The sequence below is a fragment of the Pseudonocardia charpentierae genome, assembly GCF_031845345.1.
Classification (GTDB): Bacteria; Actinomycetota; Actinomycetes; order Mycobacteriales; family Pseudonocardiaceae; genus Pseudonocardia; species Pseudonocardia charpentierae.
In genome coordinates this window covers 211,913-236,537 of record NZ_JAVREJ010000004.1, presented here as the reverse complement: position 1 = coordinate 236,537, position 24,625 = coordinate 211,913, and the positions used below count along the sequence as shown (strand labels likewise).

Genomic DNA, 24,625 nt, shown 5'->3' with positions numbered 1-24,625 from the left:
TCCCTACATCCGGTCCGGCGCCGCAATCCCCAGCAGGCCGAGCCCGTCGTGCAGCGTCGCCGCGGCGAGCCGGCACAGCGCCAGACGGTTCGCCCGTACGCCCTCCTCCGCCGAGAGCACCGGGCAGTTCTCGTAGAAGTCCGTGAACGCCTTCGCCGTCTCGAACAGGTAGGTGCACAGCCGGTGCGGCTCACTCGCCGCGTCGACGTCGCGCAGGACGTCGCCGAACTCGTCGAGCGCCAGCACGAGCGCGCGCTCGGCGGGGTGCATCGGGAGAGTTGAATCCACTTGGGCCGGGTCCGGCGCCGTCGTCGAGTCGCCCGCCTTGCGCAGGATCGAGCGGATCCGGGCGTGCGCGTACTGCAGGTAGACGCTGGTGTTGCCGGTCAGCGACACCATGCGCGCGATGTCGAACGTGTAGTCCTTGACCCGGGAGGTCGACAGGTCGGCGTACTTGACGGCGCCGACGCCGGCCTGCTCGGCGATGCGGTCCAGCTCGGCGGGCGACAGGTCGGGCTCGCGCTCGGCGACGGTGCGTCGGGCGGAGTCGACCGCCTCGTCGATCAGGTGCATCAGCCGCACGGTGCCGCCGGCCCGGGTCTTGAACGGCCGCCCGTCCGGCCCGAGCACGGTGCCGAACGCGACGTGCACCGCCTCGACGCTGTCGTGCCCATTTCCTCTGGCTAGCCAGCCCATCCGCCGGGCCGCCTCGAAGATCAGGCGGAAGTGCAGCGCCTGCCGGGCGTCGACGACGTAGAGGATGCGGTCGGCCTTGAGGTCGCGGACGCGGTAGCGCAGCGTGGCGAGGTCCGTGGTGTCGTAGCCGTAGCCGCCGTCGCGCTTCTGCACCATCAGCACGGCAGGCTGGCCGTCGGGGGCCTTGACCTCTTCGGACTCGACGACGACCGCGCCGTCGCTGTGCTTCGCGACGCCCGCAGCGAGCAGTTCCTCGACCACCTCCGGGAGCCACTGGTTGTAGACCGACTCACCCGCGGAGTCGCCCGGCTCCAGCAGCACGCCGAGCCGGCCGTAGATCTGCCGGAAGGCGATCTCGGACTCGTCGACGATCTCGCGCCAGCGCGCCAGGGTGGCTTCGTCGCCGGCCTGCAGGGCGACGACCCGGGCCCGCGACCGGTCGGCGAACGCCTCGTCGGCGTCGAACTCGGCGCGCGCCACGCGGTACAACCCGTCGAGCGCGGAGACCGTCGACGCACCGGGCTCGACCTCGCCGGATTCGAGGTCGGAGTGGCGCCACCGCGCCTCGGGGTGCTCGTCGATGTACTGGATCAGCATCCCGAACTGGGTGCCCCAGTCGCCGAGGTGGTTCTGCCGGATCACGGTCGCACCGAGGTGGCCGAGCACCCGCGCGAGGCTGTCGCCGATGATCGTCGTGCGCAGGTGGCCGACGTGCATCTCCTTGGCGATGTTGGGCGCCGAGTAGTCGATCACCACCCGCGCACCCTGCTCCGACCGCTCGACGCCCAGCCGGTCGTCGGCGAGGCGGCGGTCGAGCTGCCGCCAGAGGCCCTGGTCCGCGACCGTGATGTTGAGGAAGCCGGGGCCGGAAACCTCCACGTCGGCGATCCCGTCGACGTCCTGCAGCGCCTCCACCAGCTGCCCGGCCAGTTCGGCGGGGCGCGCCTTCAGGCGCTTGGCGGAGGCGAGGGCGACGTTGGACTGGAAGTCGGCGCGGTCCGAGCGGCGCACCAGCGGGTCCGCGCCGTCGAGCTCGGGTCGGACCCGGCCCAGCGCCGTCGACACCGCCGTCTCGACCTGCCGGGCCAGTGAGGTGACCTGCTGTTCCACGCCTGTCATTCTCCCAGGTCGGCTCGGCGGCCTCGCGCGCGGTCGTCGGGCGTGAGGAGCGTCTCCAGGTAGGTCTTCCACACCCGCTCGCCGTCGGTGCTGCCGACCGCCGCGCGCAGTGCCTCCAACCGGCCCGGTGCGTACAGCTCGTGCAGGGCCCGGGCCAGGTCCGCGACGTCGCCGGGGGTGCAGAGCAGCCCGTCGACGCCGTCGTCGATGGTGTCGGGGAAGTTGCCGACGCGGGTGGCGACCACGGGGAGCCCGTGCCGGTGCGCCAGCGCGACGTGCTGGGACGCCGTCGCGGTGCGGTAGGGCAGTACGAGCGCGTCCACGGAGGCGAACAGGTCGGGGATCCGGGCCGCCGGCAGGTAGCCGGGATGCAGATCGACCCGGCCGCGAAGGCCGAGCCGGTCGACGAGGGTGTCGACGTCGGCGGCGTCGGGATAGATCTCGCCGACAACCGTGAGGCGCACGTCGTCGAGCTCCGCGAGCGCGCGCAGCAACACGTCGACACCCTTGTAGCGGCGGACCTTGCCGAAGAACAGCAGTCGCCCGCGCACGCCGGCTCGCGGCGGCCGAGGTGGCCCGTCAGGCAGGTGCGGCGGCAGGGCAGCAACGGAGATCGGCCGATCGGTCAGGGCCGCCAGTGCCGTGCGCTCCGCGGCGGTGTGCACCACGGCGGCGTCGACCGCCCGCATCAGCAGCGCGGTCAGCAGACGGTCGCCGGCTCGTCGCTCGTGCGGGACGACGTTCGCGCAGATCGCCACCACGCGTGCGCCGCGCCGGGCCGCGCGCGCCACCGTCCACAGCACCGGCGCCTGGATCGTCGTGTAGTGGACGACCACGACCAGATCCGACGACGCGGCGGCTCGCCCGAGCCGCCACCCTCGGACGGGGTTGCGCCACGACAGGGAGGGTTCCGCCGGGAACACCGCGCCTTCCGGGGCGGTGAGCGGCCGGGTCGGCAGCAGCCGGGCCGGGCCCTGGCGGCTCCAGGTCTGCACCGTCACCTCGTGCCCCTCGCCGGTGAGCCGGTGCGCCAGGTCCGTCACGAGCAGCGGAAGGCCTCCGCGCCACGGGTACGCCGGACCGACGAGCGTGATGCGCAGGCTCCGGTCCGACACGCCCCGATCCTCCCTGTCGGGCAGGATGCCGACATGGCGAACCCTCTGGACGGCACCGTCGCGCTCGTCACGGGCGCCAGCAGCGGCATCGGTGAGCAGACCGCGGCCACCCTGGCCGGGCTCGGGGCCGCTGTGGTCGTCGCCGCCCGGCGCGTCGACCGCCTCGACGCGCTCGTGCAGCGGATCGGCGACACCGGCGGCCGCGCCGTGGCGGTCGCCGCGGACGTCACCGACGAGGACCAGGCGCACGCGGCCGTCGCGGCGGCCGTGGACCGGTTCGGCCGGCTGGACACCGTGGTGGCGAACGCCGGGGTGATGCTGCTCGGCCCGATCGTCGGCGCCGACACCGCGGAGTGGCGGCGAATGCTCGAGCTCAACACCCTCGGCGCGATGTACACCGCGCACGCCGCGCTGCCGCACCTGCTCGCGGCCGCGGAGCAGGACCCCCGGAACGTCGCCGACCTCGTGATCACCAGCAGCGTCGCCGGACGGCAGGTCCGCCAGGGCAGCGGTGTCTACAACGCGAGCAAGCACGCCGTCGGGGCGTTCGCGGAGGCGCTGCGGATGGAGGTCACGCAGCGGCATGTCCGGGTGAGTCTCATCGAGCCCGGCGCGGTCGCGACGGAGCTGGCGAGCCACAACCGGCCGGAGGTCCAGGAGCAGATCCAGCAGCGCTTCGAGGGCGGCGATCGGCTGCAGGCCGACGACATCGCCCGCACGATCGCGTTCGTCGTCACCAGCCCGCGTCACATGGCGGTCAACGAGGTGCTGATCCGGCCCACCTGGCAGGTGTGACCTCGGCGGCGTGCCTACCCGCTGCGACCCCGAGGACCGCGCCGCCCAGCACGTCCGTCGGCCAGTGCACCCGCAGGCGGATCCGCCCGTAGGCGAGGGTGAGCGCGAGCGGGACGAGCGCCGCGCCCAGCTTCGGGTCGCGGCGCGCGACCGCGGTGGTGAAGGCCGCGGCGACGGCGGTGTGCGACGACGGGAACGACGGCGCGAGCGGCTGGCGGGGGAGCGCGCGGCACGCGGGGTGATCGGCCGACGGCCGCGGCCGGCCCACGAGGCGGTTGAGCACCTGCGTGACGCCGGCGGCGAGCAGCGCCGCCATCACCCCCTCGGCCGCGGTGCGGCGCAGCGACGGCCGCAGGGCCATCAGCGCCGCGATGCCGAACCACAGCCGGCTGCCGTTGGCCGCGACGCTGACGGCGAGCAGCGGCCGGGGTGGGGGTCCGGGCGGCACGAGGCGTTCGACCAGCTCGGACTCCCGACGGTTCAGGTCGTCGAAGATCGACGCTGGGAAGATCGGCCCGGGCATGATCGGCACAGCCCCATCATGCCGCCGCGGCCACCGCCGTCCAGAAGTCGTCGAAGCCGTCGAGCGGGCCCGTCATCGCCCGCTGGGTCATGAGCACGGCGACCGTCCCCCGGATCGGGTCGACGTACGCCGTGGTCCCGGTCCCGCCCGTCCAGCCCCAGCGGCCGGGCGCCTGCCACGGTTCGGTCACCTGGACGTCCACCCCGGTGCCCAGACCCCACGACTCGCCCCCGGCGAGGAAGGCCCGCGCGGACCTCCGCTGCTCGGCGGTGAGCGCGTCCGCCGTCATGAGTGCGACCTCGTCCGCCGTCAGCACGGGCGCGCCGCCGTCGGCCATCGCGCAGAAGAACCGCAGGACGTCCGGCGCGGTGGACACCAGCCCGGAACCCAGTTCCTCGAACGGCGGCGGGACGGCGAAGGTGCCGTCCGGCGGGTCGAGCACGGTGAGCCCGTCGGGTCCGGGGATGTAGGCGGTCGCCAGCAGGGTGGCGTTTGTGGCCCGGAACCCGGTCGAGGCCATGCCGAGCGGGCCCGTGACCCGCTCGGCGACCAGGTCGGCCAGCGAGCGCCCGGTGGCGCGGGTCAGCACCATGCCGAGCAGGTCGATGCCGGTCTCGTAGAGCCAGCCCGCACCAGGTTGGAAGGCGAGCGGCAGGCTCGCGATCCGTTCGACGAACTCGTCCGCCGACACGTCGCGGTGCAGCGGGCTGCCGTACACGCCGCGTTCGATCATCGCCGCCTGCAGCGGCGTCCGCTCCATGACGATGCCCCAGCCGGAGGTGCCGGCGAGCAGATCGCGGACGGTGACCGGCCGCTCCGCGGGCACGGTGTCGTCGAGGGCGCCGTCGGGCGACACCAGCACCCGCGGCTCCGCCGCCTCCGGAAGCCACCGACCGATCGGGTCGTCCAGGGCGACCACGCCGTCGCGCACCAGGGTCAGTGTGAGCGCGGCGCCCATGGGCTTGGTGATCGACGCGATGCGGAACTGGGTGTCGTCGCGCATGGGCGGGCTCGCCGGCTCCAGCGCGGTGTGGCCGCCGGCGCGTACGTGCTCGGTTCCGCGGATCCGCACCGCGGCCACGTACCCGGGGAAGCGGCCGGCCTCCACCTGTGTGTCGAGCACCTGCCAGACGCGATCCACACTGGTGACGGTGCTGTCGATCCACGGTGTCATGCGGTCCTCCGAGTGCCGTGTCGATCCGTGTCGATCCGTGTCGACCGTCCGGCGGCGCGTGAGTCATCGGTTGCCTGCCGATCGGCGGTTTCACCGGATCTCGACCGGTCGTACCCGACCGGTACCGCCGTCGCCGCGGTCCGTCACCGTATCGAGTCCCGCCGCTTCTCTTTCAGGTCGTGCTGTCTGACCAGTCGTTCCACGCTGCGCGCCCCCTCGTTGGCCGACACATCCGGAGAGTTCGACGCGCGATCCGCGCGGTGGGGAAAGAGGAGTGCGGCGTGGCCGAGCATGTGCCTGCCCAGGTGTCGACCGGCCCGCGGTCGCGGGCTGCGTCGGCCGCTTCCGCCCTGCGAACCTGCGGTGCCGGGCTGCGGTGGTTCGCCGGAACCCCCGGCCCGGGGCTGCTGGTCGTCGCGGTCGCTCTCGCCGCCTGCACGAGCTCGTCGGCACCACCGCAGCCGCAGACCGCCCGCGTGGAGCGCACGACCGTGTACACCGCCGTGTCGTCGTCCGGTGCGCTGTCGGCGTCGAGCGAGCAGAACCTCGGCTTCCTCAAGGGCGGCAGGCTCACGGCCGTCAACGTCAAGGTCGGCGACCGGGTCACCGCCGGGCAGGTGCTCGCTAACCTGGACGACGGCCCGGCGCGCCGGACCCTGGAGCAGCAGCAGGCCCAGCTCGACGCGCAGCGGGCCGTGCTCGACCGGCTGGTGAACAGCACGACCGTGACGGGTGCGGAGAACTCCGTCGAGCAGGCGCAGGCGATCCTCGACGCGACCGAGGACCAGGTCGACGCCACCGTCGACGCCGACGAGTCGGCGCTGGACCGCGCCCAGAGGCAGCTCGGCTTCGACGAGGACGCCCGCGACGACGCGAACGACCAGCTCGACGCGGACGAGAAGGCGTGCGAGACGACACCGGGAAGCGGCACGGCGACGACAGGGACGTTCACCTTCCCGTTCACGCCCGTCTCGCCGCTCGCCGCGGCGTCCGCGCCGGGCACGACGGGCACGACGGGCACGACGGGCGGTACCGACACCGGGGCCGGTGCCGCGCACAAGCGGACGAGCTCGTCGACCGACTCCACCGCGGGGACCCCCGCGCCCACCGGTACCGGGACCGCGACCTCGCCCGGAACGTTCTCCGCGACCACCACGCCCATCGGCGGTGCGTGCAGCGCCGTGTCCTCGGACCAGTCGGCGGTGACCGCGGCGGACCGGCAGGTCGAGGCCAGCCGCACCGCCCGCGACGCGGCACGGCAGAAGCGCGACGTGGACGCCGCGGCGGGCCAGGTGTCGATCGAGAACGCCCGCCAGGGAGTGGTGAACGCGCAGAACAACCTCGACTCGGCTGCCACGGACCGCCCGTCGACGATCGCCCAGCAGCAGGCCCTGGTCGCCGCACAGGACGCGGTGGTGCGCCAGGCGCAGCAGGACGTCGACGAGACGGTGCTGCGGGCCCCCGTCGACGGGACCGTGGCGGCGCTGAACGGCGCCGTCGGCGAGTACGTCGCCGCCAGCTCGGGGACGAGCGCGTTGGCCCCCGGCAGCTCGGCGGCGATCCCGGGCACCGGGGCCTCGGCCGCGGCGGAGGGCTCGGAGGTGGCGCGGCCGGGCGGCACGCAGTTCCTCGTCCTCGACGGGGTCGAGACCTTCCAGGTCGTGGTGCCGTTCGCGGAGGCGGACGCGTCGCGGATCTCGTCGGGCCAGAACGTGGACGTCACGTTCGACGCGGTTCCCGACCTCACCCGCCGCGGAACGGTGCTCAGGGTGGGCCCGGCCGCCAGCGCGTCGTCCGGCGTGATCAGCTACTACGTGACCGTGCTGCTCAACGAGACCGACCCCCGGCTGCGGAACGGCCAGACGGCCCTGGCTGCGATCCGCACCGAGGAACTGCGCGACGTCCTCGCCGTGCCGAACTCGGCGGTGCGCCGGTCGGGGGGGCAGACGACGGTGATGGTGGTCGGGCCGGGCGGTGTCCGGCGGACCGTCCCGTTCCAGGCGGGCGAGGTCGGCGACACCATGACGCAGGTCGTCTCGGGGCTGTCGGAGGGCGACCAGGTGGTGGTCACGGACCAGCGGTAAGGCTCGGGCATCAGCCTGGCCGGGCTGGACGACGTGGTGCAGGCGGCGACGGGCTGAAGAAGGTCGTCGGTGTGGCCGGGCGCGCGGGTGTTCGGGAGGCACTTCGCAGAGAACGTGGCGTCGTCGCAGGCGCGATCGTCCCTGCGACGCAGCCACGAACCCTGCGAGGAAGGACGGTTTGGTGAAGTTGCGGTCCGCCGAGTCCCGCATGCGGCGCGGCTGTGTTCGACCTGGGGATAAGCAGTTAATGGGGTAGCGATCTTGCGATGGAATCGAACATGTTCGAGCAAGCGGTCGAGGGACCCTCCTGGGATCCCGACGGTTGGCTGCCCGAAGACGACTTCGACGGCGTGCTGGAACGGCTGCTCGCGAAAGCCGAGGCGCTGCCCGAGTTCGTGCCGGACTGGTCGGACCCGGTGCCGGACTTCCCGCCCGAGGACTGGGCATTCGAGGACTGGGCATTCGAGGACGGGGCACTCGGGCCGCGCAGCGACGACGACGCCCCCTACGGCACCCGCATGCCGTCGGGGTGGCTGGCGCTGGACCTCGACTCCGGCACCGCCGAGCCCGCCGCGCTCGACGACAACACCTTGATCGAAGCCCTGGTCGGGTTCGACCGGGTCGCGTCCTGGGCCGCGGCGCGGCAGGCCCGGCTGCTCGCCGAGCTCGCCCGCCGCCGCCCGACCGACCGGGCGCCGCATACGGCGCGGTGGGCCGGGGTGGGCAGCGAGTACGCCCCCGACGAGGCCGGGGTCGCCCTCAAACTCTCCCGCCCCACCGCGTGTGCCCGGATCGGCACCGCCAACCGGCTGCTCACGGTGCTCCCCGCCACCCACGCCCTGTGGGAGACCGGACGCATCGACACCGCCAAAGCCCGCGCGGTCGACGACACCACCTGGATGCTCACCCCCGAGCTGGCCCGCGCCGTGCAGGACCGGGTCCTGCCCCGCGCGCCGGAGCAGACGTTGGCCCAGTTGAAGGCTGCGCTGGCCCGTGCCGTGCTGGCCGTGGACCCTGAGGGTGCCGAGGCGCGGCACCGCGCGGCCCCCGCGACCGCCGGGTGGTGATCACCCCGGAGGCCGACGGGATGGCCGCGCTGTGGGCGCTGCTCACCGCGACCGAAGCCGCCGGGGCGTTCACCTGGCTCACCCGGCTGGCCCGCGGCCTCGGCTCGGACGACCCCCGCTCCATGGACGCCCGACGCGCCGACATCCTCACCGCCTGCGAGCTGGTCGGCCACGCCCCCATCCCGGCGAGCCTGGCCCGCGACACCGCCACCGAAAGTGTGTGGCAGCGGCTGGTCACCGACCCCCTGTCGGGCACCCTGCTCGACCACGGCCGCAGCACCTACCACCCACCCGCCGGGCTCGCCGACCACGTCCGCGCCCGCGACGTCTACTGCCGATTCCCCGGCTGCCGCCGCACAGCCGTCGACGCCGAACTCGACCACATCCTGGCCTGGTCCGACGGCGGCACCACCAGCGACCACAACCTCGCCGCCTACTGCACCCACCACCACCGGCTCAAACACCACGCCGGTTGGCAGGTCCACGCAAACCCCGACGGCAGCCTCACCTGGACCACCCCCACCGGGCACCAACGCACCACCACACCCCACGACTACCGCCCCGAACCAGCACCCGAACCGGCGTCCCCGCCGTGCCCGACGACGAACGAACCCGGCCCCGACCCGCCCCGGTTCTGATCGATCCGATCAGCGTGTTCATCGCGCTCCACACCTCGCCCGCGCGTTCTCCTCGACCCCCTCGACCGAGGAGAGCGCGCGGACGGAAGGGTATTCAGATCAGGGCCGGGCCTCGAAGACGTTGTTGAACGGCGTCTCGGCGGCCCGACGGAAGCGGGTGAAGCCCGCCTCGGTGACGACCTCCCGGATCGCGGCCTCGCCGGCCTGCGCGCCGAGCGCGTACCCGCCCTCCTGCGACAGCGCGGTCGGAACGCACAGGAACGTGGAGAACCCGTAGTAGGCCCGGCCGACGGGGTTGAGGTTCCCGGCCACGGTGTCGGTCGCGTACGGCTCGACGATCAACCAGGTCCCGTCAGGGGCGATCGACTCTCGGACGTGGCGGGCTGTCGCGACGGGGTCGCCCATGTCGTGCAGGCAGTCGAAGGTCGCGACGAGGTCGAGGTCGTGGCCCGGGAAGTCCTTCGCGCTCGCGACGTCGAACGTCGTCCGGTCCTCGACGCCGGCGTCGGCGGCGCGCTTGCGGGCCAGCTCGATCGACTCGGCGTGGTAGTCGGAGCCGGTGAAGGTCGACTTCGGGAACGCCTGGGCCAGGAGCACCGTCGACGCACCGAGCCCGCACCCGACGTCGGCGACCCGGGCACCGGCGGTCAGCTTCGCCTCCACCCCGTCCAGCGCCGGGATCCAGGTCGGGACCAGGTTCGCGATGTAGCCGGGTCGGAAGAACATCTCGCAGCCCAACGGCACGTCGTCGTGGTGCTCGTGCCAGCCCATGCCGGCACCGGTCCGGAAGCTGTCGGTGATCTGGCTCTCGGCCCGCAGTGCGCCGAGAGCCAGCACGAAGGCGCCGGGGGTGTAGACGGCGCCGTCCGGGTCGGTCAGCACGAACGCCTGCTCCTCGGACAGGGAGAACGTGCCGCTGGCGGCGTCGAACTCGGCGTAGCCGCCTGCGGCCTGCGCCCGCAGCCACTCTGCGACGTACCGCGGCGAGGTCCTGGTGCGCTCGGCCAGCTCGTCCGGAGTCGCGGGACCCTCCGCGAGCGCCTTGTAGAGCCCCAGCCGGTGTCCGACGACGATCCCGCCGGCCGCCATCGTGGCGCCGAGGTCGTCGACGAAGCGGCCGAGTACTGCATTCAGCTTGTCCTGATCCATCGGGCTGTCTCCTTGTGTCGTCTCGATGTGACGACGAGAGCCTCGGCGCGGACCGTCGGTGCACCGTCAACGCAGCGTCAACGGCGGTGTACGCCGGCCCCGTCTCGGGCTACCGTCCGGCGGGTGCTGCACGTGCAGCTCCTCGGCGAGATCACGGCGACGCGCGACGGGGAACAGGTGCTCCTGTCCCGGCCGCACCGGCGGCTGCTCGCGTATCTCGCCTTGCACCCCGGTCCGCACGAACGCGACGCGCTCGCCGCGCGCTTCTGGCCGGATGCGCCGACAGCCCGGGCGAACCTGCGCACGGCCGTCTGGACGCTGCGCCGGTCGCTGGGGGCCGACGCGGTGCAGGCCACCCGGACGACGGTCGCGCTGGCGCCGGTGGTCCGCGACGTCGACGAGCTCGGCACGGCGCTGGAGCGGGGCGAGCCGACCGCACTGGACATGCTCGGGGCCGAGCCGTGTGCCGAGTTCGACGACGACTGGGCGGACGCGGCGCGCGCCGAGCACCGGCGCCGGTGCGTCACGCTGCTGGACGCCCGCGCCGCGGCGGCGGCAGATCCGGCCGGGGCCGTGCGGTGGTCCGCCCGGAGGTGCGCCCTCACCCCGCTCGACGAGCCGGCGCACCGCGCCCTCTTCGAACACCTCGCCGCGACGGGTGACCGGGCAGGAGCGATGCTCGCGGCCCGCGAGCTCGCGGATCGGCTGCGCACCGAGCTCGGGGTGGGGCCGGCCCCGACCACCCGGGCGCTGGTGGCGCGGCTGTGTGGGCCCGGAGCGGTCCCCGCAGCGTCGGGTGCACCGATGTTCGGGCGTTCGGCGGAGCTCACCACGCTGACCGCGGCCTGGTCGGCCGCGCGCCGTGGCCGGGGAAGGGTCGTGGTCGTCACCGGCGAGGCCGGGATCGGCAAGACCCGGCTGATCCGCGAGCTGGCCCGGCGGGCCGACAACGCCGGGGCCCGGGTGGCGGTCGGCGCGGGCGTGGATGTCGGCGGCGAGGCGCCGCTCGCGATGTGGCAGGAGCTGGCGCGGGCGCTGGTCGCCGTCGTCCCGCAGCCGCCGGATCGAGCCGGATGGCCGTCGGAGCTCGGTCGGCTCGCCCCGGACCTCACCCGCGGGCTCGGCAGGCACGGCGAACCCCCGGTGGTCGCCGCGCCCGAGCTGGAGCGGCTGCGGGTGTTCGACGCCGTGCTGCGGCTGGTCGAATGGGCCGCGGGAGGACGTCCGGTACTGCTCGTGGCCGAGGACGTGCACCGGGCCGACCGGGCGAGCATCGCCCTGTGTGCGCACATCGGACGGCGACTGGCGGGGATGCCGGTGCTGTTCGTACTGACCCGACGCGACCGCCCTGCCCATCCCGAGATCGACGCGCTGCTCGCCGACCTCGCCGGCCGCGGACTGGACGTCGCGGAGGTCGAGCTGGGCCCCCTCCGCGGGCCGGAGATCGCCGAGGTCGTCCGCAGCGTCACCGACGACGTGCTGCCCGGCCCGGTCGTCGACGACGTGGTGGCTGCAGCCGAGGGGAACCCGCTGCTTGCCGTGGAGAGCGCCCGCGCCACGGCGGCAGGCAGCAGCGCCCCGCCCCGCAGTTTGCGCGCCGTCGTCCGGGCCGCGCTGCGCGGGCTGCCGGAGCCGGCACGGGCACTGGCGGAGGCGATCGCGGCCGCGGGACGGACGCTCACGGCCGCGGAGATCGCCGCGCTACCGGCCACCGCCGACGCCGAGCGCCAGATCCTCGACACGGGGCTGGCCGGCCGGGCGCGGGGCGGGCTGCGCTACCGCCACGCACTGCTGGCCGAGGCCGCCCGCGCCGACCTGCGCGATCCCGAAGGCACGCATCTCGCGGTCGCGCTCGCCGTCGAGGCCGGCTGCGCGCCGGGCCACGGCGCCGCCCGTGCGGCCGAGGTCGCCCGGCACCTGCAGCGGGCCGGCCGCGACGATCTGGCCGGTCCACGGTGGCAACGCGCCGCGCGCCACGCCCGCGAGCTCGGTGCGCTCCCGGAGGCGACGGCGTTCTGGACCGAGGCGGTGCTCTGCGACCCCGACGACGGCATCGCCCGCCTGGAGCTCGCCGAGGTGCACGCGTGGTCGGGGCGGACCGAGGCGTTCGAGCAGGAGTGGGAGCACGCGCTGGCCCGGCTCGCGCCGGCCGACCGGGCCGCCGCCTGGTCCCGCCGCGGTCACATCCACAAGACGGTGCTGTGCCGGCCGTCCGCCTCGCTCGCCGCCTACCGCCGGGCCGCGGAGCTGTTGACCCCCGACACGTCGGTGGCACTGCGGGTGACCGTCCTGATCGGCCTGGCCTGGAGCGAGGCGTCTGCGGGCGACGCGGGACGCAGCGGCCCGCTGCTCGCCGAGGCCGCGGCGCTCGTACCCCATCCCGACGACACGACCGCGGCGGAGATCGAGACCGCGCGGCTGTCCATCGCGATCCGCCTCGGCCGGTTCGACGGATGCGAAGACGTCGCGCTCCGTGCGGCGGACGCCGTCGGCCGCGCGCGACGGCCCGACCTCGCCCACGTCGTCTGGATCCAGACGGCGTGCGCCCTGACGTGTGCGGGCGATCTCGGCGGGGCCCTCCGGGCCGCCGACCGAGGGGTCGCGACCACGCGCGACGTGCCGGTACTGGTGCTGCCCAACCTGGCTGCGCGCGCCCACCTGCTCTCCCGGCTCGAACGGCACGACGAGGCGGGGACCACCGCGGCGGAACTGCTGACGACGGCGGAGCGGCTCGACTCGGCGGCCATGCTCGCCGTGGCCCGGCACGACGCGGGCCTGGTCGCGCTCGCCGCCGGGCGGTACGGCGCGGCGGTCGACCTGCTCGGCGCGGCTCTCGCCGGGAACGCGTCGGTCAGCCGGCCGGCGACCCGGATGGCGCTGGCCGAGGCGCTGGCCGGGTGCAGGGACGCCGACGCCGCCGGGGCCGAGCTGCGCCGGGCCGTCCTGGAACCGGTCGGCCCCGGGGATCAGCCGTGGGCGCTGGTTCCGCGGATGGCTCGGGCCCAGGGGCTCGTGGCCCGGGCACGCGGCGACGTGCCGCAGGCTCGGCGCCGGCTCGCCGAGGCCGCCGACGGCTGGCGCCGTCTCAGTCGTACCGGGCGGGCGGGACATCGGACCGGCGAGGAGTTCATGGCGTCGCTCGTCGACCTCGGGCGGCCACCGGTCGTCGGCCTGGTCGAGCCCGACCGGGAGCTGGCCCGCGTCGTCGCCGAACTCGTCGATCTCGACGAGCTGGAGGGCTCATGCCTGGATTCATCCTGACCGACACGGCGGCGGCTCCGGTCGAAGACGTGTGGAAGCTGCTGTTCGACCCGTCGCGCTTCCCTGAATGGTGGGCCGGCATCGAGACGGTCCAGGTCGACGGCGAGGGCGCGCTCACGGTCTGGCAGCACGGCTACCCGGACTTCCCCCTGCCCCAGTACCTGCGCGCAGACCCGGCGACCGGCCGCGTGACCATGTCGTGCCAGACCTTCGACGTCGAGGTCTCCTGGCAGCTCGCCGAGCAGGGCGAGGACACCCGGATCACCGTGACCGCGGACATCCCGGCCGACCTCGCAGACCTCGTCGGCGTACTCGAGCGGGAGGTCGTCGCAGCGTCGTTGACCGCGCTGGTGAGGCTCGCCGAGGCGGAGCACGCGCTCAGCTGATCGCCGAGATCCCGGTGATGTCGCGCCCCACCAGCAGCGCCTGGATGTGGTCGGTGCCCTCGTAGGTGTGCACGACCTCCATGTCCGTCATGTGCCTGGCGACGTGGTTCTCCAGCAGCAGACCGTTGCCGCCGAGGATGTCGCGAGCGTCGAGGCAGATCTGCCGCGCCTTGCGGGCGTGGTTCATCTTGGCCAGCGACGCCATCGGACCCGTCCAGCGTCCCTGCTCCTGCAGCTGCGCCATCCGGAAGCAGTAGAGCTGCATCGCGGTGATCTCGGCGAGCATCTCGGCGAGCTTGGCCTGCACGAGCTGGAAGCTCCCGATCGGCCTGCCGAACTGGTGGCGGGTCGTCGCGTAGTTCAGCGCGATCTCGTAGGAGGCGGCGGCGTGGCCGAGCGATTCCCACGCCGCGCCGCCGCGGGTGGCGGTGAGCACGCGGGTGGCGTCGCGGAAGGACCGCGCCTCGGCGAGCTTGTTGTCCAACGGGACGCGGACCTCGCGCAGCGTGACGTCCGGCTGCCACACGGCCCGCTTGCCGATCTTGCCGGTGATCAGCTGGGCGGTGTAGCCGTCCGGGTAGGTGCCGTCGAGGTTCTTCTCGACGACGATCGCCTTGACCTTGCCGTCGTCGGTGTCCCGGGCCCAGACGACGATCACGTCCGCGATGCTCGCGTTGCCGATCCAGCGCTTCGCGCCGTTGAGCACCCAGGAGCCGCCGTCGCGCCGGACCGTGGTCTCCAGCGCCACCGAGTCCGAGCCGTGGTCGGGTTCCGTCAGCGCGAAGGCGCCGATCAGGTCGAGCGTGGCCATCCCCGGCAGCCAGCGCTGCCTCTGTTCCTCGCTGCCCAGCAGATTGATCGTGCCCATGGCGAGCCCGGACTGGACGCCGAGGAACGTGTTCACACTGCCGTCGCCGCGCGAGATCTCCAGGCTCACCATCCCGGCGGCCAGCCGCGACAGCCCCGGGCAGCCGTACCCCTGGATCGTCGAGCCGACGATCCCGAGCGCGGCCAGCTTCGGCACGAGCGGCCAGGGGAACTCGGCCCGGTCCCAGTAGTCGTTGATCACGGGCAGGACGTCGGAGTCGACGAAGGCGCGCACCCGGTCGCGGACGGCGCGGGCCTCATCGGTGAGCAGCTCGTCGAGCAGGTAGTAGTCGGGGCTCACCGCTCGTCCTCGTAGCTGTAGAAGCCCTTGCCGGTCTTGCGGCCGAGGTCGCCGCGCTCGACGAGCTCGGTGACGGTCCGGCTGGGCAGGTCGCGGGGATCACCGGTGACGGCGTGGCGGGCGAGCTTGGCGTGGTAGCCGATGTCGATCCCGGTGAGGTCCATGAGCTCGAACGGGCCCATCGGGTGGCCGAGAGCGGTCCGGCAGGCGGTGTCGATGTCCTTGACGGACGACACACCCTGCTCCAGCAGGGAGATCGCCTCGTCGCGGACGGCACCGAGGATCCGGTTGGCGACGAAGCCCGGGATCTCCTTGTGCAGCACGACCGGCTCCTTGCCGAGCCGGCGCGCCAGCGCGGTGACGGTCTCCATCGTCTCCGGTGACGTGTCGTCGGACCCGACGACCTCGACGCAGCGCATCACCAGCGCCGGGTTGAAGAAGTGCATGTTGGCGACGCGGTCCGGGCGCCCGGTGGCGTCCGCGATCTGCGACGACATGATCGCCGACGAGTTGGTCGTGAGGATCGTCTGTGGTGGCGCTGCCTTGTCCAGTCGGGCGAAGACCTCCCGCTTGACGTCCAGCTTCTCCACCGCCGCCTCGATCACCAGGTCCGCACCGGCCGCGGCGGCGTCGAGGTCGGTGGTGAACGTGAGCCGGTCGAACGCGGCGTCGACGTCGTCGCGGGTGCGGCGCTCCTTCGCGACGTCCCGGTCCAGCCGGGCCTGCAGTTGTGCCCGCGCGCGGTCGAGTGCGTCGTCGGTGACGTCCGTGACGGTCGTGTCGTGCCCGGCGAGGGCGCAGACCATCGCGATCTGCGACCCCATGGTCCCGGCACCGACGACGAGAAGGCGGTCCATCGTCACGCCCCCTTGAACTCGGGCGGGCGCTTCTCCAAGAACGCGCTCGTGCCCTCGGCCTTGTCCGCGGTGGTGTAGAGCAGGGCCTGGGCGAGCTGTTCGATCACCTGGCCGGTGCGCTGGTCGGCGTCCATGCCTGCGCGCACCACGAGCTTCGCCAACCGCACCGCGAGTGGTCCCTTGGCCAGGATCTGGTCGGCGAGGCGGCGCAGCTCGCCGGGCAGGTCGTCCGCCGGGACGACCGCGGTGACCAGACCGATCGCGTGCGCCTCCGCGGCGTCGACGAACCGGCCGGTCAGGATCATCTCGATGGCGCGGCCGGTACCGACCAGCCGCGCGAGCCGCTGCGTGCCTCCGGCTCCGGGCAGGACGGACAGCGTCGTCTCCGGCAGCCCGAACCGGGCGTTCTCGCTCGCGATCCGGATGTCGCACGCCATCGCCAGCTCGCAGCCGCCGCCGAGGGCGAACCCGTTGACGGCCGCGACCGTCGGCTTCGGGAAGGCCTCGACGACGTCGAAGGTCCGCTGCATCTCCGCCGCGAGCCCGGTGTGCAGGTCGTAGTGGCGCAGCTGGGAGATGTCCGCACCGGCGACGAAGGCCTTGTCGCCCGCGCCGGTGAAGGCGACGAGCCCGACGTCGTCGCGCTCGCGCAGGTCGGCCAGCACGTCGCGGAGCTCGGCCAGCACCTGCCGGCTCAGCGCGTTGCGGACCTCGGGCCGGTCGACCGTGACGACGGCGAGCCGGTCGTCGACCTCGACCGTGAGCGTCTTCATCACGCACCCCCGAAGGCGGCGATGCCGGTGATCGCCCGGCCCATGATCAGGGTGTGCACCTCGTCGGTGCCCTCGTAGGTGCGCACGCTCTCGAGGTTGTCGGCGTGCCGGAGCGGCGAGTGCTCCAGCGTGATGCCGTTGCCGCCGAGGATCGTGCGCGCGGACCGGCAGATCGCGATGGCCTCGCGGACGTTGTTGAGCTTGCCGAACGAGATCTGCTCGGGGCGGAGCTTCCCGGCGTCCTTGAGGCGCCCGGTCTGCAGCGCGACCAGCACGCCCTTCTGGATCTCCAGCACCATGTCGACGAGCTTCTGCTGCGTGAGCTGGAACGACGCGATCGGCGTGCCGAACTGGCGGCGCTCCAGCGCGTAGCGCAGCGCGGTCTCGTAGGAGTCGCGGGCGGCGCCCATCGCGCCCCAGATGATCCCGTAGCGGGCCTCGTTGAGGCAGGCGAACGGTCCCTTGAGACCCCGGACGCCGGGCAGCACCGCGTCGGTGGGCAGCCGCACGGCGTCGAGGGTGATGTCGCACTGGATCGAGGCGCGCATCGAGAGCTTCGGCTCGATCGGGGTGGCGGTGAAGCCGTCGGTGTCCGTCGGGACGACGAACCCCCGAATGCCCTCGTCCGTCCCCGCCCAGATGATCGCCACGTCGGCGATCGAGGCCAACCCGATCCAGCGCTTGGTGCCGGTCAGCACCCACCCGTCACCGTCGCGGACGGCGCGGGTGGCCATGCTCGCCGGGTCGCTGCCCGCCGACGGCTCGGTCAGGCCGAAGCACCCGATCAGATCGCCGGTGGCCATGCGGGGCAGCCACTGCTGCTTCTGTTCCTCGGAGCCGAACTTGGCGATGGCGCTCATCGCGAGCGAGCCCTGGACGGAGACGAACGTGCGGATGCCGGAGTCGCCGGCCTCCAGCTCCATCATCGCGAGGCCGTACTCGACGGCCGAACGGCCACCGCCGCCGTACCCCGAGAGGTGCATGCCGAGCAGGCCGAGGTCGGCCATCTCCTTGACCAGCTCGCGGGGAAAGGTCGCGGTGGCGTACCAGCCCGCGATGTTCGGGCGGATCCGCTCGTCGACGAAGGTGCGGACGCGGTCGCGCACGGCCAGCTCGTCGGGCGTGAAGAGGTCGTCGAGGTCGAGGTAGTCGTGGGAGAGCTCAGTAGGGCCCAATTCCATCACGGCCTCCAGCAGTTGGGCGATGCCTCGTCCATCGTGAACCCTTCGCCGTGATCCTGCGCCGCCTCAGGTTCCGCACCAGGACGGGCACGACCGCTCCTGCGGCAGGGTGGGCTAGCGACCCAGCCGTGCGCCGGTTGGTGGCTGGACGCGGCACCCCGATCGGACGACCCTGGCCCGCACCGGCGGGACGAGCCGGTCGACGAGCCAGGAGGCAGCAATGGCGCGCACTCCCCAGGAGATCTTCCAGCACCACGCCGAGGCGTTGATGGCCGGCGACGTCGACGAGATCGTCGCCGACTACACGGACGACGCCGTTGTGATCACTCCTCGCGGGTCTCACCACGGCAAGGACGGCGTGCGAGAGAGTTTCGTCGCGCTGCTGGCGGACCTGCCCGACGCGAAGTGGGACGTGCCGGTCCAGATCTTTGAGGGCGACGTCCTGTTCATCGAATGGACGGCCGAGACACCGACGGCGCGCGGGACGTACGGCGTCGACACCTTCGTCTTCTCGGACGACGGGATTCGCGTCCAGACCGTCCGCTACACCCTGAACCAGCTGGGTTAGCCGAGGCAGCCATGGACCGACCGGACTGGAAGGGACCCCTGGGCGAGGCGCTCGCCCAGGCGCTCGCCCATCTCGAGGGCCTGCCCGACCGGCCGGTCCGTCCGGCTGCCGATCTCGCCGAGTTGCGCTCGGCGCTCGGCGGTCCGCTGCCCGAGGCGCCGCACGACGCGCGGGACGTGGTCGCCGGACTCGCGGCGGCGACCGGGCCGGGGGTGATGCCGTCCGGGAGCGGCCGGTTCTTCGGGTTCGTCGTCGGAGGAACGACCCCGGCGGCGCTGGCCGCCGACTGGCTGGCCTCCGCCTGGGACCAGAACGCCGGGCTCTACGTGCTCGCGCCCGCGGCGGCCGTCGTCGAGGAGGTCGCGGGCGCGTGGCTGGCCGATCTCCTCGGCCTCCCGCCGAAGGTGTCGGTGGGGTACGTGACCGGCGCCCAGATGGCCAACTTCACCGGTCTGGCGGCGGCCCTGCAGTCGGTGCTGGCCCGCGCCGGTTGGGACCTGGGCTCGGCGGGTTTGTGGGGGGCTCCGCGGGTCCGGGTGCTGGCCGGCGAGTCGCGGCACGGCACGATCGACCGGGCGTTGCGCTTCCTCGGGGTCGGCACGGCGGCGATCGTGCCGGTGGCCGCCGACGGCCAGGGGCGGATGCGCGTCGACGCTCTCGCCGAGGCGCTCGACGACGGCCCGGCGATCGTGTGCGCGCAGGTCGGCAACGTGAACACCGGAGCCGTCGACCCGGTCGGCGAGATCAGCGACCTGGCCCACCGGCACGGCGCCTGGGTGCACGTCGACGGCGCTTTCGGGATGTGGGCGGCGGCGAGCCCGCGCCTGCGGCCGCTGATCGCCGGTGTGGAGCGGGCCGACTCGTGGGCGACCGACGCGCACAAGTGGCTCAACGTGCCCTACGACTGCGGCCTCGTCTTCTGCGCCGACCCGCAGGCGCACCGGGCCGTGATGGGCGCCCGGGCGGGCTATCTCGTGCACGGGGCGGCCGGCGAGCGGGATGCGCTCGACCACAACCCCGAGCACTCCCGGCGGGCGCGTGGGTTCGCGGTCTACGCGGCGCTACGCGCGCTGGGCCGCAGCGGCGTCGCGGACCTGATCGAGCGCAATTGTGCGCTCGCCCGCCGATTCGCCGAGCAGCTCGGCACGGCCCCGGGCGTCGAGGTGCTGAACGACGTGGTGCTCAACCAGGTGCTCGTGCGCTTCGGCGATTCCGACGATCTGACTCGCGCGGTGGTCGACCGGGCACAGCGCGACGGCACGTGCTGGATGAGCGGCACGGTGTGGCAGGAGCGGGCGGCGATGCGGATCTCGGTGTCGAACTGGTCGACCGACGAGGCGGACGTCGACCGGTCGGTCGCGGCGATCCTCCGCTGCATGCGGGAGGCGGGCTGATCGACCGGCTCAGGCCACGATCCGAAGCGCGACGGGCGCCCCGACGCGGACGGCACGCTCCGCGGCGGTGACCACCGCCCGCCACCGGTCGTCCGTCGCCGTCGTGGCGCCGGTGCGGGCGGCCTCGTCGCGGGCGTAGGCGACCGCGGTGAGCACGTCGCGCAGCGGGCCCGGCGGCAGCGTGGCGACGCCCGACCGGAACCGGTCGCGCTGGTCGGGTAGATCGATGACGACGGCGGTGGGGTTCACGGGGGCCTCCGGGGACGGCGTTGTCCGACGAGCCGAGCTTCCGGGAAGAGCGCGGTGACGTCCGTGGAATACGCCACGCAGGGGTGCGCCCTTTTCCAGCCCGGCCGCGCCCCCGCCGCCCACGACCTCGCAGAGGCCGTGTCGTCGTCGCAGCTCCGATTGTCCCTGCGACGACGACGGCGACCCTGCGAACACGGCAGCGTCAGTACCTTGTCGGCGCCGTGCCTCCCCGCCACCATGGCCAGGTGCAACGCGTCGAGCTCGACGGCGTCCGTGTCGAGTACGAGCTCACCGGCGAGGGCGAGCCGGTGGTGCTGCCGCACGCCCGGCCGTTCGTGATGTTGCACCTGCCGCTGGCCGCGGAGCTGCGCGACATGTCGGTGCTCCGCTACCGCAGGGAAGCCCCCGTCGGCTGGCGGATCGAGGACGACGCCCGATTGTGCGCGCAGCTGCTCGACGATCTCGGGATCCGCCGCGTCCACGTGGTCGGACACTCCTACGGTGGGCTCGTGGCCCTGGAGCTCGCCCGGCAGGGCGCGGCGGACCTGCGGTCGCTCGCGCTGCTCGAGCCGGCGACGGTCGGGCTCCTCCCGCCGGACGAAGCGGCGGCCCGGACGGCTCCGCTGATGGAGATGGCTCGGATGGAGGGCGCCGGTACGGCGATGGACCGGTTCCTCCGGGCGATCACCTGCCCGGACGGCCCCGAGGAGCTGGACGAGCTGGTCCCGGGCGCCCTGACGGACGCCCTCAGCCACGCAGCGGGATTCTTCGCGGTCGAGCTCCCGGCCGCCGCTCGATGGGTGTTCGCACCGTCGGACGCCACCGAAATCGGCCTGTCGGTACTGCACCTGCGCGGCGGCGCCAGCGTCCCCCGGTTCGCCGAGAGCGCCGCCCTCGTCGAGTCGTGGTTCCCCGCCGCCGAACATCGGATGCTGGACGGGGTAGACCACTTGATGATGGCGCGGGCTCCGGAGGCGACCGCCGCGCTGCTCGGTCGGTTCTGGGAGTCGTGCCGCTGACCCGCCCCTTCCTCAGGACGTCCTCGCAAAGGCCGTGTCGTCTTCGCAGCTTCGATCGCCTCTGCGACGACGACGGCGACCCTGCGAGGGCGCAGCGTCAGCCGCCCCAGATGTCCTCGACGAAGCGGTTCGTCGCGCGGAGCCCGGCGAGCCAGGCCTCCGCGTCGGCCGCCCCGGTGGACGTCTTGTCGCGGAAGATCTGCGTCAACGCGGCGCGCACTCCCGGGGCGATCGTCGAGGCGTTGCCGCAGACGAACACCACGGCGTCGTGGCGCAGCGCCTCCCACACCTCGTCCGCGCGGTCGAGCATCGCGTCCTGGACGTAGCGGCAGCGCTCGCCCGCCGCCCGGGAGAAGGCGTTCTCCACCTGGACCAACCCGCGGTCCTGGTAGTCGCGCAGCTCGTCGGCGTACAGGAGGTCCGACTCGCGGTTGCGGCAGCCGAAGAACAGCAGCGATCGCGCCACCGGCACCCCCTGGCCGGCCAGCGCGGCGCGCTCCTGCAGGAACCCGCGGAAGGGCGCGACGCCGGTCCCGGCCCCGATCATGATCATCGGGATGTGCGGGTTCTCCGGCGGGTGGAAGGCGATGGTCGGTTTCCGCATGAACACGAAGACGGTGCCGCCGACCGGCTGGTGAGCCAGGTAGGCCGAGGCGACGCCGGTGAACGTGCCGGTCCCCGAGCGGGCCGGCGCGCGCAGCACGCCCGCGGTGATGCTGCACGCGTCCGGGCTCGCCAGTGGCGAGGAGGAGATGGAGTAGTAACGGGGCCGCAGCGGCGGCAGGAGGTCGAGGAACTCGGCGAAGGGCAGCGCACAGGCCGGAAAGGCCTCGAGCAGGTCGAGCACCGATCGGTTGGCGGCGTACACCTCGTCGCGGTAGCGCTGCTGTGCCGCCTCGCCGTCGCCGGCCAGCTCCTGCAGCGCCGCCTTCTGAGCGGGGTCGCCGGTGTGACGGGCCATGGTCGCGATGTCGTCGCGGCCGGCGACGTCCTGCAGCTCGACGCAGCTGCCCAGCACACCGATCACCGGGGCCGGTTCGTCGATCGGCAGGTGGGTGTGGGCCCCGCTGTTCGGGATGATCGTCACGTACTGCCCGCCGTCGAGCGCGAACCGCACCATCACCCGGCGGATGAGGTCGATGCCGTTGCGCGGGAGCACCCCCAGGTGGTCGCCGGCCGCGTACGTCGTCCCGGACGGGAGCGCGATCTCGAGGTGCCGGGTGGAGCGGTCGGCAGGCTTCCCGTTCATGGCCGAGATGAGCTCGCGGTTCGCCCGGACCCGCGCCGGCCGGGCGTCGTAGGAGACGATCACCGGGTTGCTGACCTGCCGGTTGGTCAGGGTGATCGACAGCCGCGGTCCGGTCGGGGCCACGGTCTCGCCCACCTCTGCGGGCAGGTCGAGGGCGGTGGCGAGGTCGGCCCAGAGGCCGCTGTGCCAGTCACGGTAGGCGGCGTCGAAGTCGCCCGCGGCGTTGCCCTCTCCGCGGTCGCGGACCCGGCGTCCGCCGTGTGCGGCGAGCTGCTCGTCGAGCAGGGTCGGGACGGCCTGGTAGGTGGCGGCCCACTCCGTGTTGCCGCAGCCGAAGACGGTGTAGGCCAGGCCGGCGGCCGCATCGGTGGGGGCACCCGTGATCCAGCGGCAGAAGGCGGCGGCGTTGTCGGGCGGGGTGCCGTTGTAGGAGGAACAGACGATCAGCGCGGCGCCGTCGCGGGGCAGGTCGTCGACGTGGTCGTCGAGCGCGCCGAGGGTGACGTCGAAGCCGCGTTCGGAGCCCTCCTGGGCCAGGCGGGTGGCGATCGACTCGGCGGTGCCGAGGTTGGACCCGAACAGCACGCTGAGCGGGGTGCCGTGCCGGGCGACGAGCGGTGCCGGCGCGGCCTCCGGGTCGGCGACGGCCCGCTCCGCCGCGGCCACCGGAGCGGCCCGGTCGAGGTGCACGTCGGCGCGGGGCTGGACCTGGATGTGGAAGCCGTCGGGCTTCATCGTGAGGGTCGTCTTGACCTTGAGCTCGTACCGCAGGTGGTCGACGAACTCGAAGCGCTGCAGCAGCATGCCGAGCACCAGCGTGGCCTCCTGCAGGGCGAACTGCCGCCCGATGCAGGCCCGCTGCCCGGTGCCGAAGGGCTTGTAGGCGTTGGGCGGGAGCGCGGCCATCCGCGCCGGCGCCGTGTGGTCGGGGTTGAACTCCGCGGCGTCGTCGCCCCATACCGACGTCGCGTGGTGCAGCGCCTGGCTCAGCACGAGCATCGGGGTGTGGGCGGGGATCGCGTACCGGCCGCCGATCACGGTGTCCTCGTACGGGGCGCGGGTGAAGCCGGGCGCGGTCGGCCACAGCCGCAGCGACTCGTCGAGGACCTGCCGGACGTAGGTGAGCCGCTGCACCTGCTCGAACGCGGGCGCCGCGGTGGTGCCGAGCACCCCGTCGACCTCCGCTCGGGCCCTCGCCAGCACGTCCGGGTTCTTCAGCAGGTAGTAGAGCGCGAACGACAGCAGCCCGGAGGTCGTCTCGTGGCCGGCGATCAGGAAGGTGATGCACTGGGCCCGGATGTTCTCGTCCGGCAGCCGCTCGCCGGTCTGCTTGTCGACGCCGGTGAGCATCCGGCCCAGCAGGTCCGTGGTGGCACCCGCGTCTGCCCCAGGACCGTCGAGCACGGCTTTCCGCTCGGCGATGATCTGGTCGACCAGGTCGTTCATGAACGACTGGTCCTCCTGCATCTGGCGTTGTGCACGGATGTTCAGGCGGGCCTGGATCGGCAACTGCCGGGCACGGTTCTGCGAGTCGGCGAGACTGCGCGTCATCGCCTCGACGAACGGGTGCTGGGTGTCGCGGTAGAAGGAGTTGAACCGGTAGCCGAAACCGCAGAGGGCGATGGTGTCGAGCGTCAGCCGGGTCATGTCGGCCGCGACGTCGACCTCCTCGCCCGGGTTCAACCGCGACCACTTGTCCATGAGCTGGTCGGCGACGTCGAGCATGTGGGGCATGTAGTCGCGCATCGCCTGCAGGCTGAACGGGGTCATGAGGATGTTGTGCGCGCGGTGCCAGAGCGGGTTGTCGGTGTCCGCGGTGAACAGCCCGTCGCCCGCACCGCCCTGGCGGAGGTTCCCCAGGCCGCCCCCGACCAACTCGTCGAACCGGCTGTCGTCGCAGACCTCGTCGACGAGTTCCGGTCCCGAGAGGAACACCCGGACGCCGTTCGGGAAGTGCATCTTGAAGATCGGCCCGTACTCGCCGGCCATCCGGACGAAGCCCTCGACGGGGCCTGCGGAGTCGATGTCGAGGAGGTTCCCGATCACGGGCAGGCCGTGTGGGCCCGGAAGATCGTTCAGCGACAGGGGAGTGGAGGTCACGGCTGATCCCTTCACCGAGGGCCGCTCAACGTACGCCGAACCGCAGGACCGCGGTAGCGA

The 24,625-nt window shown here is 73.2% G+C and carries 20 protein-coding genes; 9 read left to right on the top strand and 11 right to left on the bottom strand.

Annotation, left to right across the window (positions count from 1 at the left end; all coding sequences use genetic code 11):
- Positions 1–3: 3 nt before the first annotated feature.
- Together argS and RM445_RS08745 are read right to left on the bottom strand one after the other, a co-directional pair.
- The gene (argS, locus tag RM445_RS08750; RefSeq protein ID WP_311555626.1) at positions 4–1,806 is read right to left on the bottom strand and encodes an arginine--tRNA ligase; all 1,803 of its coding nucleotides are present in this window, start codon (positions 1,804–1,806) and stop codon (positions 4–6) included.
- 5 nt (positions 1,807–1,811) lie between these two features.
- Positions 1,812–2,930 carry a glycosyltransferase family 4 protein gene (locus RM445_RS08745; RefSeq protein WP_311555625.1) on the bottom strand — a complete coding sequence of 373 codons (1,119 nt, stop codon included), beginning with the start codon at positions 2,928–2,930 and terminating at the stop codon, positions 1,812–1,814.
- A gap of 33 nt (positions 2,931–2,963) precedes the next feature.
- Between RM445_RS08745 and RM445_RS08740 the strand changes: the two genes are divergently transcribed.
- Positions 2,964–3,725 (top strand): SDR family NAD(P)-dependent oxidoreductase, encoded by a 762-nt coding sequence (locus RM445_RS08740; RefSeq protein ID WP_311555624.1) that lies wholly within the window; start codon positions 2,964–2,966, stop codon positions 3,723–3,725.
- Here the strand turns inward: RM445_RS08740 and RM445_RS08735 are convergent.
- Both RM445_RS08735 and RM445_RS08730 read right to left on the bottom strand, forming a co-directional pair.
- On the bottom strand, positions 3,688–4,248 hold the full coding sequence (locus RM445_RS08735; protein ID WP_311555756.1) for a phosphatase PAP2 family protein: 561 nt from the start codon (positions 4,246–4,248) through the stop codon (positions 3,688–3,690). The two genes, RM445_RS08740 and RM445_RS08735, sit on opposite strands and share 38 nt — an antisense overlap.
- A gap of 16 nt (positions 4,249–4,264) precedes the next feature.
- The gene (locus RM445_RS08730) at positions 4,265–5,422 is read right to left on the bottom strand and encodes a serine hydrolase domain-containing protein (RefSeq protein ID WP_311555623.1); all 1,158 of its coding nucleotides are present in this window, start codon (positions 5,420–5,422) and stop codon (positions 4,265–4,267) included.
- A gap of 281 nt (positions 5,423–5,703) precedes the next feature.
- Between RM445_RS08730 and RM445_RS08725 the strand changes: the two genes are divergently transcribed.
- The 3 genes from RM445_RS08725 (at position 5,704) to RM445_RS08715 (ending at position 9,211) form a co-directional block, all read left to right on the top strand.
- Positions 5,704–7,506: an HlyD family efflux transporter periplasmic adaptor subunit gene (locus RM445_RS08725; protein ID WP_311555622.1), complete on the top strand. Its 1,803-nt coding sequence runs from the start codon at positions 5,704–5,706 to the stop codon at positions 7,504–7,506.
- A gap of 278 nt (positions 7,507–7,784) precedes the next feature.
- A complete protein-coding gene (locus tag RM445_RS08720) occupies positions 7,785–8,573 on the top strand; it encodes a DUF222 domain-containing protein (protein WP_311555621.1) in 789 nt (262 codons plus the stop codon).
- Complete coding sequence (locus tag RM445_RS08715) at positions 8,570–9,211, top strand: HNH endonuclease signature motif containing protein (RefSeq protein WP_311555620.1); 642 nt, start codon at positions 8,570–8,572, stop codon at positions 9,209–9,211. The genes RM445_RS08720 and RM445_RS08715 overlap by 4 nt, the downstream gene beginning before the upstream one ends.
- Before the next feature lie 99 nt (positions 9,212–9,310).
- Here the strand turns inward: RM445_RS08715 and RM445_RS08710 are convergent, their stop codons facing one another.
- Entirely contained in the window at positions 9,311–10,360 is a 1,050-nt protein-coding gene (locus RM445_RS08710; protein WP_311555619.1) for a class I SAM-dependent methyltransferase, read from the bottom strand.
- Between the two features lie 123 nt (positions 10,361–10,483).
- Here RM445_RS08710 and RM445_RS08705 point away from each other — a divergent pair, with 123 nt between their 5' ends.
- Together RM445_RS08705 and RM445_RS08700 are read left to right on the top strand one after the other, a co-directional pair.
- Positions 10,484–13,621, top strand: a complete 3,138-nt coding sequence (locus RM445_RS08705; protein ID WP_311555618.1) for an ATP-binding protein — start codon at positions 10,484–10,486, stop codon at positions 13,619–13,621.
- A complete protein-coding gene (locus tag RM445_RS08700; RefSeq protein ID WP_311555617.1) occupies positions 13,603–14,007 on the top strand; it encodes an SRPBCC family protein in 405 nt (134 codons plus the stop codon). The genes RM445_RS08705 and RM445_RS08700 overlap by 19 nt, the downstream gene beginning before the upstream one ends.
- Here RM445_RS08700 and RM445_RS08695 read toward each other — a convergent pair.
- The 4 genes from RM445_RS08695 to RM445_RS08680 are packed head-to-tail and all read right to left on the bottom strand — an operon-like array spanning position 14,000 to position 17,986.
- The gene (locus RM445_RS08695; RefSeq protein WP_311555616.1) at positions 14,000–15,175 is read right to left on the bottom strand and encodes an acyl-CoA dehydrogenase family protein; all 1,176 of its coding nucleotides are present in this window, start codon (positions 15,173–15,175) and stop codon (positions 14,000–14,002) included. The genes RM445_RS08700 and RM445_RS08695 overlap by 8 nt on opposite strands.
- A complete protein-coding gene (locus RM445_RS08690) occupies positions 15,172–16,032 on the bottom strand; it encodes a 3-hydroxyacyl-CoA dehydrogenase family protein (RefSeq protein WP_311555615.1) in 861 nt (286 codons plus the stop codon). The genes RM445_RS08695 and RM445_RS08690 overlap by 4 nt, the downstream gene beginning before the upstream one ends.
- Before the next feature lie 2 nt (positions 16,033–16,034).
- Positions 16,035–16,805, bottom strand: a complete 771-nt coding sequence (locus tag RM445_RS08685; protein ID WP_311555614.1) for an enoyl-CoA hydratase/isomerase family protein — start codon at positions 16,803–16,805, stop codon at positions 16,035–16,037.
- Entirely contained in the window at positions 16,805–17,986 is a 1,182-nt protein-coding gene (locus RM445_RS08680) for an acyl-CoA dehydrogenase family protein (RefSeq protein ID WP_311555613.1), read from the bottom strand. The genes RM445_RS08685 and RM445_RS08680 overlap by 1 nt, the downstream gene beginning before the upstream one ends.
- 220 nt (positions 17,987–18,206) lie before the next feature.
- On the opposite strand from RM445_RS08680, the gene RM445_RS08675 reads away from it, so the two are divergent.
- Together RM445_RS08675 and RM445_RS08670 are read left to right on the top strand one after the other, a co-directional pair.
- Complete coding sequence (locus tag RM445_RS08675) at positions 18,207–18,554, top strand: nuclear transport factor 2 family protein (RefSeq protein WP_311555612.1); 348 nt, start codon at positions 18,207–18,209, stop codon at positions 18,552–18,554.
- Between the two features lie 11 nt (positions 18,555–18,565).
- A complete protein-coding gene (locus RM445_RS08670; protein WP_311555611.1) occupies positions 18,566–19,948 on the top strand; it encodes a pyridoxal phosphate-dependent decarboxylase family protein in 1,383 nt (460 codons plus the stop codon).
- A 9-nt stretch (positions 19,949–19,957) separates the two neighbouring features.
- Here RM445_RS08670 and RM445_RS08665 read toward each other — a convergent pair whose 3' ends face one another.
- Positions 19,958–20,197, bottom strand: a complete 240-nt coding sequence (locus tag RM445_RS08665) for a hypothetical protein (RefSeq protein ID WP_311555610.1) — start codon at positions 20,195–20,197, stop codon at positions 19,958–19,960.
- A gap of 245 nt (positions 20,198–20,442) precedes the next feature.
- On the opposite strand from RM445_RS08665, the gene RM445_RS08660 reads away from it, so the two are divergent.
- The gene (locus tag RM445_RS08660; RefSeq protein ID WP_311555609.1) at positions 20,443–21,216 is read left to right on the top strand and encodes an alpha/beta fold hydrolase; all 774 of its coding nucleotides are present in this window, start codon (positions 20,443–20,445) and stop codon (positions 21,214–21,216) included.
- Between the two features lie 97 nt (positions 21,217–21,313).
- Here the strand turns inward: RM445_RS08660 and RM445_RS08655 are convergent, their stop codons facing one another.
- Positions 21,314–24,565, bottom strand: coding sequence for a bifunctional cytochrome P450/NADPH--P450 reductase (locus tag RM445_RS08655; protein WP_311555608.1), 3,252 nt, complete (start codon positions 24,563–24,565; stop codon positions 21,314–21,316).
- Positions 24,566–24,625: the final 60 nt, after the last annotated feature.

What these genes read in the sequence shown, in the direction of transcription:
- RM445_RS08740 (WP_311555624.1), top strand. Translation starts at nt 2,964, where the DNA reads ATGGCGAACCCTCTGGACGGCACCGTCGCGCTCGTCACGGGCGCCAGC.
- RM445_RS08735 (WP_311555756.1), bottom strand. Translation starts at nt 4,248, where the DNA reads ATGCCCGGGCCGATCTTCCCAGCGTCGATCTTCGACGACCTGAACCGT.
- RM445_RS08730 (WP_311555623.1), bottom strand. Translation starts at nt 5,422, where the DNA reads ATGACACCGTGGATCGACAGCACCGTCACCAGTGTGGATCGCGTCTGG.
- RM445_RS08720 (WP_311555621.1), top strand. Translation starts at nt 7,785, where the DNA reads ATGTTCGAGCAAGCGGTCGAGGGACCCTCCTGGGATCCCGACGGTTGG.
- RM445_RS08710 (WP_311555619.1), bottom strand. Translation starts at nt 10,360, where the DNA reads ATGGATCAGGACAAGCTGAATGCAGTACTCGGCCGCTTCGTCGACGAC.
- RM445_RS08700 (WP_311555617.1), top strand. Translation starts at nt 13,603, where the DNA reads ATGCCTGGATTCATCCTGACCGACACGGCGGCGGCTCCGGTCGAAGAC.
- RM445_RS08690 (WP_311555615.1), bottom strand. Translation starts at nt 16,032, where the DNA reads ATGGACCGCCTTCTCGTCGTCGGTGCCGGGACCATGGGGTCGCAGATC.
- RM445_RS08685 (WP_311555614.1), bottom strand. Translation starts at nt 16,805, where the DNA reads ATGAAGACGCTCACGGTCGAGGTCGACGACCGGCTCGCCGTCGTCACG.
- RM445_RS08680 (WP_311555613.1), bottom strand. Translation starts at nt 17,986, where the DNA reads ATGGAATTGGGCCCTACTGAGCTCTCCCACGACTACCTCGACCTCGAC.
- RM445_RS08675 (WP_311555612.1), top strand. Translation starts at nt 18,207, where the DNA reads ATGGCGCGCACTCCCCAGGAGATCTTCCAGCACCACGCCGAGGCGTTG.
- RM445_RS08670 (WP_311555611.1), top strand. Translation starts at nt 18,566, where the DNA reads ATGGACCGACCGGACTGGAAGGGACCCCTGGGCGAGGCGCTCGCCCAG.